Source organism: Rhodanobacter sp. AS-Z3, from assembly GCF_029224025.1.
In the GTDB taxonomy this organism is placed as follows: Bacteria; Pseudomonadota; Gammaproteobacteria; order Xanthomonadales; family Rhodanobacteraceae; genus Rhodanobacter.
In genome coordinates this window covers 414,846-427,057 of record NZ_CP119392.1, presented here as the reverse complement: position 1 = coordinate 427,057, position 12,212 = coordinate 414,846, and the positions used below count along the sequence as shown (strand labels likewise).

General features: G+C 64.9%; 11 protein-coding genes. 4 read left to right on the top strand and 7 right to left on the bottom strand.

Annotation, left to right across the window (positions count from 1 at the left end; translation table 11 throughout):
- The first annotated feature begins 118 nt into the window (after positions 1 to 118).
- On the top strand, positions 119 to 574 hold the full coding sequence (locus tag PY254_RS01835; protein ID WP_281013783.1) for a GNAT family N-acetyltransferase: 456 nt from the start codon (positions 119 to 121) through the stop codon (positions 572 to 574).
- A 148-nt stretch (positions 575 to 722) separates the two neighbouring features.
- Here PY254_RS01835 and PY254_RS01830 read toward each other — a convergent pair whose 3' ends face one another.
- Together PY254_RS01830 and PY254_RS01825 are read right to left on the bottom strand one after the other, a co-directional pair.
- Positions 723 to 3,206: a sensor domain-containing protein gene (locus tag PY254_RS01830; RefSeq protein WP_281013782.1), complete on the bottom strand. Its 2,484-nt coding sequence runs from the start codon at positions 3,204 to 3,206 to the stop codon at positions 723 to 725.
- Positions 3,207 to 3,326: 120 nt separating this feature from the next.
- Entirely contained in the window at positions 3,327 to 4,469 is a 1,143-nt protein-coding gene (locus PY254_RS01825; protein ID WP_281013781.1) for a hypothetical protein, read from the bottom strand.
- Positions 4,470 to 4,584: 115 nt separating this feature from the next.
- On the opposite strand from PY254_RS01825, the gene PY254_RS01820 reads away from it, so the two are divergent.
- On the top strand, positions 4,585 to 5,871 hold the full coding sequence (locus PY254_RS01820) for an acetyl-CoA C-acetyltransferase (RefSeq protein WP_281013780.1): 1,287 nt from the start codon (positions 4,585 to 4,587) through the stop codon (positions 5,869 to 5,871).
- A gap of 15 nt (positions 5,872 to 5,886) precedes the next feature.
- The gene (locus PY254_RS01815; RefSeq protein WP_281013779.1) at positions 5,887 to 6,426 is read left to right on the top strand and encodes an energy transducer TonB; all 540 of its coding nucleotides are present in this window, start codon (positions 5,887 to 5,889) and stop codon (positions 6,424 to 6,426) included.
- Positions 6,427 to 6,520: 94 nt separating this feature from the next.
- Here PY254_RS01815 and PY254_RS01810 read toward each other — a convergent pair whose 3' ends face one another.
- From PY254_RS01810 to PY254_RS01795, 4 genes are all read right to left on the bottom strand, one after another.
- On the bottom strand, positions 6,521 to 8,395 hold the full coding sequence (locus tag PY254_RS01810) for a phospholipase D-like domain-containing protein (protein WP_281013778.1): 1,875 nt from the start codon (positions 8,393 to 8,395) through the stop codon (positions 6,521 to 6,523).
- Between the two features lie 100 nt (positions 8,396 to 8,495).
- A complete protein-coding gene (locus PY254_RS01805) occupies positions 8,496 to 8,972 on the bottom strand; it encodes a SixA phosphatase family protein (RefSeq protein ID WP_281013777.1) in 477 nt (158 codons plus the stop codon).
- A 57-nt stretch (positions 8,973 to 9,029) separates the two neighbouring features.
- Complete coding sequence (locus PY254_RS01800; RefSeq protein ID WP_281013776.1) at positions 9,030 to 9,662, bottom strand: nucleotide-binding protein; 633 nt, start codon at positions 9,660 to 9,662, stop codon at positions 9,030 to 9,032.
- Positions 9,663 to 9,822: 160 nt separating this feature from the next.
- Positions 9,823 to 10,854 (bottom strand): hypothetical protein, encoded by a 1,032-nt coding sequence (locus PY254_RS01795; protein ID WP_281013775.1) that lies wholly within the window; start codon positions 10,852 to 10,854, stop codon positions 9,823 to 9,825.
- Positions 10,855 to 11,014: 160 nt separating this feature from the next.
- Here PY254_RS01795 and PY254_RS01790 point away from each other — a divergent pair, with 160 nt between their 5' ends.
- Positions 11,015 to 11,209, top strand: a complete 195-nt coding sequence (locus PY254_RS01790) for an antitermination protein NusB (RefSeq protein ID WP_281013774.1) — start codon at positions 11,015 to 11,017, stop codon at positions 11,207 to 11,209.
- A 92-nt stretch (positions 11,210 to 11,301) separates the two neighbouring features.
- Here PY254_RS01790 and speE read toward each other — a convergent pair whose 3' ends face one another.
- The gene (speE, locus tag PY254_RS01785) at positions 11,302 to 12,171 is read right to left on the bottom strand and encodes a polyamine aminopropyltransferase (protein WP_281013773.1); all 870 of its coding nucleotides are present in this window, start codon (positions 12,169 to 12,171) and stop codon (positions 11,302 to 11,304) included.
- Between the last annotated feature and the right edge of the window lie 41 nt (positions 12,172 to 12,212).

Genomic DNA, 12,212 nt, shown 5'->3' with positions numbered 1-12,212 from the left:
GGCGGTGCAGGGCTGACACGTCGGATCGCTGCCGCCGTCGTTCCGCTCAAGGCTACGCGCGCTCATGTGAAGGACATGCACGCTACGATGGGCCAACCCAACTGACCGGAGTCACGCCGTGCCCTTGACGATTCGCCCCGCCCTGCCCGCCGATCTCGCTGCGCTGGTCGAGTGGAATGCCTCCATGGCGTGGGAAACCGAGCACAAGAAACTTGACCTGGCGACGCTCACGCGCGGGGTCAACGGCGTCTTCGAGCAGGCCCAGCGCGGCTTTTATCTGGTGGCCGAACGCGATGGCGAGCCGGTCGGCAGCCTGCTGGTGACGCGCGAATGGAGCGACTGGCGCTGTGGCGACTTCTGGTGGGTACAAAGTGTTTACGTGGTGCCTGCCGCGCGTCGCGCGGGTGTCTTCCGCGCGCTGTATGCCGAGGTGGAACAACGTGCCGCGCAGTCGGGCGCGGTGGGCCTGCGCTTGTATGTTGAAACGGAGAACCGGCACGCCCAGGCTACGTACGAGGGACTAGGCATGCAGCGTTGCCATTACTTCATGTACGAGATGCCGCTGCCGGCGTAGCCTGGCAATGGCCCGCTGCTCGGGCGGCGCGTGAGAACAGCCGGCGGGCAGTGCTTGCCCTGCGCCTCAGCAGCTTCGCAAGGCGGCAATGGTTCGCCGTTTCCGTGGGGTCGGTGCCTCGCAGGGCGGACACTGTCCGCCATGACCGTTATGGCTCTTGTGCTGGCCTGGCGAGCAGCTTCTGCAGCTCCGCCGCCGGCATCGGCACGCCGTACAAATAGCCCTGCAGCTGTGAGCAACCGGCATGCCGCAGGAAGCTGCCTTGCTCGTGGGTTTCCACGCCTTCCGCGATCACGTCCTTGTTGAGGCTGCGTGCCATCGCGATGATTGCGCTGGTGATGGTGGCGGTGTCGTGATCCGTGGTGATGTCGCGCACGAACATGCGATCGATTTTCAGCGCGTCGATCGGGAAGTGCTTCAGATAAGACAGGCTGCAATAACCGGTACCGAAGTCGTCCAGTGACAGGCGCACGCCGCGCTGCCGGATTCGCTGCAACAGCCGGGTGGTGGCTTCGCCACCGGACATCACCATGCGCTCGGTCAGTTCCAGTTCGAGCAGGCTGGCGTCCAGTCCGCTTTCCTCCAGCACGTCATCCAGCCAGCTGTAGAACTCGGCATGCTGGAACTGCAGCGGCGACACGTTCACGGAAATGGGAATCGGCTGCCCGGCCTGCTGCCACATGCGGGCCTGGCGGCATGCCTGGCGCAGCACCCAGGTGCCGATCGGCAGGATTAGTCCGGTGTCTTCCGCCACCGGAATGAATTCGTCCGGGCGCGAATAGTCGCGTTCGTTCACTTGCCAGCGCAGCAAGGCCTCGGCGCCGACGATGCGCTTGCTGTGGGCGTCCACCTTGGGCTGGTAATGCAGCTTCAGCTCGTTGCGTGACAGCGCCTGGCGCAGACCGGTTTCGAGGCGTCGGTGTGCGCGCGCACGCTCGTCCATCGACGGCGTAAAAAAGCGATAGCCATGCTGGCCTTGTACCTTGGCAGCCAGTATCGCGGTCTCGGCGTGCTGCAAGAGTTCGTCGGCGTTGCTCGCGTCGTCCGGAAAAATACTGACGCCGATGCTGAGGTGCAGTGACTCGCCGGGCAGGCCGGCAACGCGTGTCTGTTCGCCGTGGTTGATCAGCGTCTGGCACAGGCGCGCCACCTCGCCGGCGCTGTCCACGTGTGGCAGCACCACCACGAACTCATCGCCGCCGTAGCGGATCAACAACTCATCGCCGGACAGCCCGCGCTGCAGTTGACTGACGAAGCTGCGCAAGACCTGGTCGCCAGCAGCAGGACCAATCAGTTCATTGATCCGCTTGAAATTGTCCAGATCGATATACAGCAAGGCTGCCCGCTGCTGGCGGCGGCTGGCCGTGGCGATGGCGCGCTCGACGTGGCCGGGCAACTGGCTGCGATTGGGCAGGCCGGTCAAGGTGTCGTGCTGGGTCAGGTGGATCATCTTCAAGGCCAGCGAGCGATTTTCGCTGACGTCGTGGAATACCAGCACGCCGCCGATCACGTTGCCGGCATGGTCGTGGATCGGCGCCGAGGAATCTTCTACCGGCGTGTCGAAACCGTGGCGGTGGCGCAGCATGGTCTTGCCGGCCAGGTCGACAATGGCGTTTTGTTCGATGGCGGCGCGCAGGGGGTTGGCCACGCTGCGGCCATCTTCCGCGTCAAACAGCTGGAAAATTTCCTCGATCGGCCGGCCACGGGCTTCGGCGCTGCTCCAGCCGGTCATCGCCTCGGCAATCGGGTTGAGCGAGGTGATGCAGATGTGCGGGTCGGTGGTGATCACCGCGTCGCCGATCGAGCGCAAGGTCACCTCGGCCAGTTCGCGCTCGCGATGCAGCGCTTCCTCGAACGCCTTGCGCTGGCTGATGTCCTGCACTTGCGAGACGAAGTACAACGGCGCACCGGTGGCTTCGCGTACCAGCGACACGCTGAGCTGGATGTGCACCACATGGCCGTCCTTGTGGAAGTTGCGCTTTTCCAGCTGGTAGGAGTCACGCGTGCCGGCGAGCAACTGCGCCATCATCGCTTCGTCTTCGGCAATGTCCTCGGGGTGGCTCAGCTGGACGATGTCCTTGCGTAGCAGCTCCTGTTCGGCGTAGCCGAGCATCTGGCACACCGCTGTGTTGACGCGCAGCAGCCGGCCGTCCGGGCTGGTCAGGGCCATGCCGATCGCCGCATGCTGGAACGCGCTGAAGAAGCGCTGCTCACTCTCGTGCAGCTGCAACTCCAGGTTGCGTCGTTCGGTGATGTCGACCAGCGCGGTGAAGATGCCGCAGACGCGCCCGTCGTCGTCGAAGTCGGGCTGGAAGTTGCCGTGGGCGTAGCGTCGCTCGCTGCCGTTGTACAGTTCGCCCTCGTAACTGGCGAGTTGGCCGGCGTAGGCTGTGGTCAGCGCCGGCCCGGCCCGCTGGTGGTTGCGATGGCCGATCACCTCGACCAGCCGGCGACCGAGCAGCTGCTCAGGATCAATACCCAGCCAGCTGCGATGGGTTTCGTTGGCGAAACGGAAGCGCTCGTCGAGGTCGAGGTAGGCGAGCAGAACGGGGGCGTCGCGCAGCACCTGCTCCGGCCAGCCTGGCCGGTTTTGCAGCGAAGGCGATACCTCGGCAGGCTTGTGCGGCCGCATGGTCATTCCGTCAGCGTGGCGCCCCCTGTGGCGCGGTTCCATCATGCACCGAGTTGCACGGTTTGCCCAGATGACCGCGTCGTCGGGTTCAGCACTTGCATCGTGATGGGCGAAAACCGGCTAGTGCAGAACCGTTGCCGGCGCCGTCAGCCGACCTTGTTCATCCAGCATGATCCGACCCAGCGCATGTAAATCACCGGCGATGCCGTAACGCGCGCTCAGCCGAGCCAGCAGTTTGCCCAACGCCTGCGGTTGCAGTGGCCAGGCGTGTGCCAGCAAGCGTGGTTGCGCATGCGCACCGCGCTGGGCCACGCTGATCGCCACCACGCCCAGGCCCGGCGCTTCGTGACCGAACAGGCTTGGTGGGTCGTAACCGGGGTCGGCTTCGGCCAGGGTTTCCAGCAGATAACCGTCGCAGGCTTCCACCGCCAGCGCCAGGCCGGGCTGCAATTGCAGCGGCAGCTGATGGCCGTCCAGCAGGGCCGCGTACTGGCGCAGTTCGAACACGATACCGGCCAGCCCGTGCGCGCGCTCAGCCGTGTCGCCAGCCTGCCCGGCCAGCCACTGCGACGGTGACTGCGCCAGCACTTTGCCGTCCGCATAGCGCAGCGCCAGTCCGCGTGCGCTCATGGTCGATTCTTCGCGCTCCGGGGTCAGCAGGGCCGTTTCCAGCAGCGCCCACAGCGGCGCGAGATTGACGTGTTCGTATTGCACGCAGGTCAGCGCCAGCAAGTCGTTGCGACTGAGGTAACGCACATGTTCCAGCCGGATGCCCAGCGTGCGCATCAGCCAGTCGGCCGTCAGCGCGCCGGCTTCGCCGCGGCCAACCAGCTGAATTTCCAGCTGTTCGGACAGTTCCTCGGCCAGTTCTGCCGGCGCCAGCAAGCTCATCGGCAATAACCGCATCGGGCCGCCGGCGTAGATCGCCGAAGGCTCCAGCGGCTGCGCCGGCATGTGGCCGTCGTGGCTGCCGAACGCCACCACGTTCTGAAGATGTCCACGCGGTACGCGGCGGGCCAGCTCGTCGAGCGTGGCCCAGATCGGGAAGCCGGGACGCAGCAATTCGACCTGATCGAACAGCGCGCCGGCCAGTGCCAGCCGCGCCGCCTCCACCTGCGGCACCAGCGCGTGCAGGTCGGCAGCGACCAGTGCGGCCAGTTCGGCGGCTTCGTCGCGAGAAAGCGTCAATCGCGCCGGCGGCTCGCCTTCGACCGGTTCCAGCGCCAGCACGACAGGCAGGGCGAGCAGCGTTTGCACTTCCACGGGATTTGCGTCCATTCGACAAAGAGCACGATTCTACCATTCAGCGTTTTGGGCTTTCGCCGCACGGCAGGGCGGGTTAGCCTTGACTTAACTTGAGTGGTGGACTGTTTTGAGCATGGAAAACACGCAGAAGCGCGTCGGCATCATCGGCGGTGTACGCATTCCGTTTTGCCGCAACAACACGGCTTATGCCGATGTCGGCAATTTCGGCATGTCGGTGAAAGTGCTTGGCGCACTGGTCGAACGCTTCGGCCTGCACGGCGTGGAGCTGGGTGAAGTGGCGATGGGCGCGGTGATCAAGCACGCCTCGGACTGGAACCTGGCGCGCGAGGCGCTGCTCAGTTCCGGGCTGGCGCCGACCACGCCGGGCATCACCACCGCGCGCGCCTGCGGCACCTCGCTGGACAACACCATCATCATCGCCAACAAGATCGCCGTCGGGCAGATCGAGGCCGGCATTGCCGGCGGATCGGACACCACCTCGGACGTGCCGATCGTTTACGGCAGCCGTTTGCGCAAGCGCCTGCTGGCGATGAACCGCGCGAAGACGCCGATGGACAAGCTGAAAGCCGCCCTGCGCGGGTTCTCCTTCAGCGAACTGAAGCCGTCGTTCCCGGGCGTGGCCGAGCCGCGCACCGGCAAGTCGATGGGCGACCATTGCGAGCAGATGGCGAAGGAATGGCAGGTCAGCCGCGAGGCGCAGGACCAGTTGGCGCTGGACAGCCACCACAAGCTGGCCGCGGCTTACGCCGAGGGTTTCTTCGATGATTTGCTGGTGCCATTCCGCGGCCTCAAGCGCGATGGCTTCCTGCGCCCGGATTCGAGCATGGACAAGCTGGCTTCGCTGAAGCCGGCGTTCGACAAGCGCTCCGGCAACGGCACGCTGACCGCCGGCAATTCCACCGGCTTGTCCGACGGTGCTGCCGCGGTGCTGCTGGGTACCGATGCATGGGCGACGGCGCGCGGGCTGACCGTGCAGGCCTATCTGCGTGATGCCGAAGTGGCGGCGGTGGACTTCGTCCACGGTGAAGGCCTGCTGATGGCGCCGACCATTGCGGTGCCGCGCATGCTGGCGCGCAACGGGCTGAGCTTGCAGGACTTCGACTACTACGAAATCCACGAAGCGTTCGCGGCGCAGGTACTGTGCACGCTGCGTGCGTGGGAGTCGGCTGACTACTGCAAACAGCGGCTTGGCCTGGAGGCGCCGCTGGGTGCGATCGATCCGGCCAAGCTCAATGTGCATGGCTCCAGTCTGGCGGTAGGCCATCCGTTCGCCGCCACGGGTGCGCGACTGGTCGCCACGCTGGCGAAGATGCTCGAACAAAAAGGTTCGGGTCGCGGGCTGATCTCGATTTGCACCGCTGGCGGTATGGGCGTGACTGCGATTCTCGAGCGGCCGTGATCGCGGACGGCTGACGTGTTGCGTTTGCGCGTCACCAGCAGCCTCAGCCTGCTGGCCCTGGCCATCGGTATCGTTGGCACCGGCTGGCTTAGCACGTTGACTGAAGTGTGGCCGGGTCCGCCACAGCGGTATCTTGCCGGCAACCACCTGCCGGTCACTGCGCCGGCAAGGCATTCACGCACAGCGGCACGCGCGGAGCGTGCATCCCGTCGACCGACGTATCGACCGGTATCCGAAGAACCCGCGCCGCCGGCCACGCCGGCCACTCCGGAACTGATCCCGCTGGCCACGCCGTCGGATAATTCGCAGTCGTGGGACGTGTTGCGCGGCCATCTGGATGGCCGCGTGGTGATGCATGTGGATATTGATGGTGGCGGACGGGTGAGCAGCTCCCGCATCAGCCAGTCCAGTGGCGATCCGGTGCTCGACGAGCACGCGCTACGCAGCGTGCGCGGCTGGCGGTTCGCGGTGCCGACAGATTATCCGAACGGTTTCGCCGGCGAACTGCCGATGCGCTTCTCCTCGCGCGGTGACGGGGTTTCCCGGCTGCCTTGATGGGTAGGAGCCCACCTTGTGGGCGATGCTCTTCCGCTAGCTGCGCCCGAACGAAGTCGGCTTGTGGGATAAAAGCATCGGCCACCAGGGGCTCCTACAGCACGCCCTTCACGCCCGCCCCGAACGCCGTCACCAGCCGGGTGATGATCAACTTCGGCGACACCGCCACGTCGGGGAAATCACCGACTGGTTCGTAACAGGCGTAGAAGTTCGGATCGGTGGCACGCATCGGCTGGCAACCGGGCTTCAGTTCGTAGCTGGTGGCATACCGAAACGGCCACAAGTCGAACAGCGGCAGGCTTTCGGAGACCGCGCCGATAGCTTCATTGATACCGCTCAATACCGGCACTTTCGCCAGCCGTGGTGCCACCACCCAGGCATTTCCCGGCTGCACGTTGAGCATGATGCTGTCGCGCAGCTGATCGGCAAACGCATGGTCGTAGATGATCACCCCGGCCTCGGTGTTGTAGTGGTCAGAGCGCGGATCAAAATTGTGCGAACCGACCATCGCGAACGCATCGTCGACCACGATGGATTTCGCATGCAGTCCAAAGCGCCGACCTTCGCTCTGCAAGGGTGCCGGCCGATTGTTGCTGCCGTGACTGCCGAGCAGGTGGAAACGCTCGAGCGACCGGCTGCCGGGACTGACTGCGTTCGCTGTCAAGACGGCCGCGACACTGTCCTGATTGGCCAGCTCGTTGGCTGCCACGGCGCTGGGCGCCTGCGGCTTGATCTCGTGGATTTCGAAACCGAATTTCTTGAGGTAGCGCTTGCGGTGTTTGTACGACATCGCATACACCGCAAACGCATCGGTGGACGCCAGTGAATTGGTCGACACGATAACTCGTGGCGGCTCGGGCTGGCGATGCAATACACGGAAGATGTGCTGTGCGCGCTTGCTCATCACCAGATACGGCGTCTGCAGCAGCACCTCTCGCCTGGCTGCGCCGACCATGCGCATGATGTGCAGGGTGAACTCGTGCGCGCGCTGCCTGTCCGGCTCGTCGGTCTTTGCCGGCAGGTCGCTGAAGAAGTCGACCTTGCCCACGCGCAGTGTCGGGTCGACCAGCCACGCCTTCAACCACGCCGGGTCCTCGGCCGCCTGTTGCAGCTGGGCTACCCGCTGTGGCCGCCGGTACTTCGGTGCCGGCCAGGTCGGCGGTGTGCGGTCGTCCAGAATGCTGCGGTTGACGTCACGCAGATGGGTCAGCGGCACCGCCCGCTTGTGGTTCCAGAACAACGTGAAGCTCGCTGCCATCTCGCGTGCGGCCGGACCGCCGACCATCACGTCGCGGTCGACATAATCGAAGCTGTCGTCCCAGTTGAAGTAGCGGTCCTGGTAATTACGCCCGCCGGTAATGCCGATCAGGTCATCCACCAGCACCAGCTTGTTGTGCATGCGCTGGTTGAATTGCATGAAGCAGCACAGCACGCCGGCGGCGAATTCCAGCGGCTGCGTGCGTGCCTTGTGGAAGGTCGGGTTGTACAGCCGCACGTTGAGGTTGGGGCTGATCCGCGAAAGCCGATCAAGCAGGTCGACGTTGCCCAGTGAAAACAGCTGGTCGGCGAGAATGCGCACCTGTACGCCGCGCCGCGCGGCGTGCACCAGCTCGTCGAGCATCAACTGGCCGGCGTCGTCCTGGTCCCAGATATAGGTTTGCACGTCGATCGAGTGTTGGGCCGCACGGATCAGGTTGATTCGTGCGGCCAGCGCCGGTTCGCTGTCGTCGAGCAAGGTGACCACATGCACCGGCTGCTTTGCGGTGGACGCGGCCATGGCCGCTGCAGCCGCCGCCCGCAGCGGTGATGGCGTGGCGCAATGGTCGGCTTGGTCACAACTACTGCTGCGGTTGGTGGTGGCGGCAACCACCGCGTCGGCGCGGCGGATTTGCGCGCGTGACAGGGTGCAGCCCTGCAGCAACAGCAGTGCCAGCAGCAAGGGAAAAGTGAGTTGGCGCAGGACAGGCATGCCCGAATGATACGTGCTGCGGCGGTGATCGCGCTTGTCAGCAAGCTGTCGGCTGACCCGAGCGTAGCGAAAGCTCGGGCATGTCAGTCTGCGCGAAGGGTCAGGGCGACCAGAACGCGTCCAGTCGCGCGTTCCCCGGCTCCAGCGAACCGTTGAGGTGCAGCACCGCCAGCGCGCCGGGCGGCATGCCGCGGAATTCGTCGGAACGCCCTTCGACCAGCAGCGCAACCAGCCGCTCGATACCCGGGTTGTGGCCGACCAGCAGCACCGTGTCGGCGTCGTTGTGTTGATCAAGCAGGGCCAGCAATTCGCCGGGCGAGGCGTCGTAGATTTCTTCCGCGGGCTGCGGCACCGGCGCATTGTCGATGGCGGCCAGTGCCAGTCGGGTGGTTTCGTCGGTGCGCCGTGTCGGTGAGCACAACACCCGGTCGGGTCGCAGTTTGTGCGTGGCCAGCCACAGCCCGGCAGCCTGGGCCTCCTGCTCGCCGCGGCGGCTCAAGGGGCGTTGCTGGTCACCGTCGCCGCTGGCTTCTATCGGCACCGCTTCGGCGTGACGCAACAGGATCAGTTCGTGCATGGGGGAACTCCAGCGGTGGATGCGCGAGGTGCGCGGGAAGCATGAGGGGAGTGGGCTTTATTGATGACGCTTGATCCAGCGCAGCAGGGCTTTCCAGTCTTGCTGGTGGCTGCGCACCTGTTCGGACTGGTAGTCGAAGATACCTTTGCCCAGGCTGGTCAGCAGCACATACGCCTGACTGTCGCGCAGCTGGGCGGCGACCGGGAACGGCGATTGCTCGGTAAGTTGGGTGACCGCATCCTGGCTGGCGTGAGTCCACGGCTTCAGCCGGTTGGCGACCAGTGCCACCGGCAGCTTGCCGCGGTGGATACGGTTGATCGAACGCAATTCGTCGAGGAAACGCAGCGTGGCATCCAGGTCGAACGAGGATGGCAACACCGGGACCAGCAAGACGTTGGCCAGTTCCAGGTAGGGCTCGAGATCGCGTTCGGTGGAGCCGGCCGGGGTGTCGATCAACAATTGCTGGGTGTCGGGTGGCACCCGCTGCAGCCCGCGTCGGCCGCCTTCCAGCCCCAGCACGCCGGGAACATTGTCTGGCCGAAGCTCGGCCCAATGAAAGCTGGAATGCTGCCGGTCGCCATCGACGATGGCCGTGTGTTGCCCCGCCTGCGCCCAGTGCGACGCCAATTGCGTCACCAGCGTGCTCTTGCCGCAACCGCCCTTGCTGCTTGCCACCAGCGTCGTAAGCATCGGATCACCCTTGCCACGGAAGGTGATCCCAGCCTAACGGGCATGGCGCGAAAGGGGAATCCCGAAAAGTGAAGTGAGTGACGAGGATTGAATAGCGAGGTTCAGCGCTCGCGCTGGGACCACTCAGGCACCAGCGCGATCAGCGGATCGCCGCTTCGCTCTACTTCGCCTTGCGCGGCTGCCAGTCCGCCGGTGGATCGACCGGGATCTGGTTTTCGCGCAGCGCCGCCAGTTGCAGGCTCATCTGGGTGCCGCCTTGGCGGGCCAGCGCCAGCAACCGTTGGGACAGTGCCGCGTCGTCCGGTGCGCGCGCCAGCAACTGGGTGAAGCTCTGTACCTGCCAGATCAGGGTGCGACGGGCGTTCTTCGCGTCTTGCTGCGCGGCGGGATCGTCGGACAACACTTCGCGCAGGTGCAGGCCCAGTGATCGGGCCAGTGGGCTGGAACCCCACTCCAGGGTCTTGGCTAGAGCCAGGCAATCGGACTTGATCGAGCTGTCCTCGTCGGCGTTTTCGCAGAGCTTTGCCACCAGTGGCAGGCTCGGTTGCGGCTGGCTGCTGGCGAGTCCGAACACCAGCACGGTTTGCATGCCCACCGCGCCGCCTGCATGCGCCGGGTCCAGCGTATCGGCTGGTGGTGGCAGGGTACCGACCGAGGTCGCCAGTGCCTGCAGGCTGCTGCCGGCGTAATCGTCATAGAGCTTCGCCGCTGCGGCCTTGGCCAGGTCTGCGCGGGCGTCATCCTGTTTCATGGCGCGCGCATCGGCGCCCAGCTTGACCAGCCAGACGGCGGCGTTGTCCGGCGCCTGGGTCAGCAATTTGTCCAGCGCGGCGCTGTTCGGACAGTCATCGGCATGAATGTCACAATCGGCCAGACCCACCCAGCTGGTGGCAGCGCCAGCACCCTCGGCCAGTGCAGCGCGCTCGATCAGCCGATGAAAACTGTTGGCCGGCGGCTGGTTGAACAAGGGGCGGGCGAGCAGTGCCGCCCCCAGCAGCCGGGCTGGATCGCCGCCGGGTGCCAGGACGCTGACCAGGTCGCGCTGGAACACCAGCTGAGCCTTGTCGCGCGTTTGGGCGGCGGCACTCGGCGCGGCTGACTTCTCGGTCGGCTTGGTTTTCGCGGCCACGGCAGGTGCCGCCAACAACGATAGTGAGCAGGCGAGGGCAAGGTGGCGCAGTGCGTGCAGCATGGCGTGCTTCCGCAATCAAAGCGCTGAGCATAGCGCCGTTACATTAAGCCACGCTGATCCATGGCGACACAAAACGTGCGCGGCTTTGATCTGCCTTGATAGGATGGGAGCTACACGGCGCGGAACTGCGCCTCCATGACCATTGTTCGGGAGACGCGCTGTGAATCATCTTTCGACGTGGGCCGATGGCGCGCCCTGGGTAGCCGGCTGGGGCACCTTGGCCCTGATCAATGCCGCGCTGGCACAAGGCAAGAACCGCAGCGGTCTGCTGTGGTTCTTCCTGTCGATTCTGGGCGGGCCGCTGGCGACCTTGTTGCTGGTGCTGTTGCCGAAGGTGCGCTCGAAGATGTTTTGAGCGCCGGGCATCCCGCAAGGGGACTTCCTTCGGTCGCAGGGAACAGCCAGAGCCGTGCAACGTATGCTTTTGTTCCCCGTTCCCCGCTCGGCCTACTCGCCTAGCGCTTCGCGCATGAATTCTGGCTGGGCCAACGCACCCTTGTGTACTTCAGCGTTGTAATAGCGGGTCGGGAAGTTCTTGCTGATCGCGCCGCGTTCGCGGAAGCCGGACAGATCGCCACCCTTGCGCGCCATCGTGCAACTCCACCAGCCGGTGGGATAGCACGGCTGCGGGAACGGCAGCGTCTTCACCGCGCTGAAGCCACAGGTACGCATGGCCGAACGCATCGACTTGATCAGGTCGATATGCGCCAGCGGCGATTCGCTCTGCTGCACCAGCAGGCCGCCATGGCGCAGCGCCTTGTAGCAGCTGGCGTAAAACGCGGCGTTGAACAGGCCTTCGGCTGGACCGACCGGATCGGTCGAGTCGACGATGACCAGGTCAATGGATTCCGGTTCGATTTCCGCCATGTACTTGATGCCGTCGATGAACAGCAGTTCGGCGCGCGGGTCGGTGTTCGACTCACACAACTCCGGGAAGTACTGCTCCGCCAGCCGCGTCACGCGCTCGTCGATTTCCACCTGCACGGCGTGCTCGACTTCTTCATGCTTGAGCACCTCGCGCAGCGTGCCGCAATCGCCGCCACCGATGATCACCACGCGCTTGGCGCGCGCATGGGTGAACAGCGCCGGGTGCGTCATCATCTCGTGATAGAAGAAGTTGTCGCGGGTAGTCAGCATCACGCAGCCATCGATCACCATCAGGTTGCCCCAGTCGGTGGTCTTGTGGATCTCGATGGTCTGGAACGGGGTCTTCTCTGCATGCAGCAGCTGCTCGGTGCGGAAACCGATGGACGAACCGGATGTCTGGTGCGCTTCGGTGAACCAGCTGGTTTCGTTCGAGGGAAGTTGCTGCGACATGGTGGACGTTCCTGACGTGCCGGGAGGGGGAAAGCAAGACT

Coding starts and splice junctions, on each gene's coding strand:
- PY254_RS01830 (WP_281013782.1), bottom strand. CDS start 3,206: ATGCGGCCGCACAAGCCTGCCGAGGTATCGCCTTCGCTGCAAAACCGG.
- PY254_RS01820 (WP_281013780.1), top strand. CDS start 4,585: ATGGAAAACACGCAGAAGCGCGTCGGCATCATCGGCGGTGTACGCATT.
- PY254_RS01810 (WP_281013778.1), bottom strand. CDS start 8,395: ATGCCTGTCCTGCGCCAACTCACTTTTCCCTTGCTGCTGGCACTGCTG.
- PY254_RS01805 (WP_281013777.1), bottom strand. CDS start 8,972: ATGCACGAACTGATCCTGTTGCGTCACGCCGAAGCGGTGCCGATAGAA.
- PY254_RS01800 (WP_281013776.1), bottom strand. CDS start 9,662: ATGCTTACGACGCTGGTGGCAAGCAGCAAGGGCGGTTGCGGCAAGAGC.
- PY254_RS01795 (WP_281013775.1), bottom strand. CDS start 10,854: ATGCTGCACGCACTGCGCCACCTTGCCCTCGCCTGCTCACTATCGTTG.
- speE (WP_281013773.1), bottom strand. CDS start 12,171: ATGTCGCAGCAACTTCCCTCGAACGAAACCAGCTGGTTCACCGAAGCG.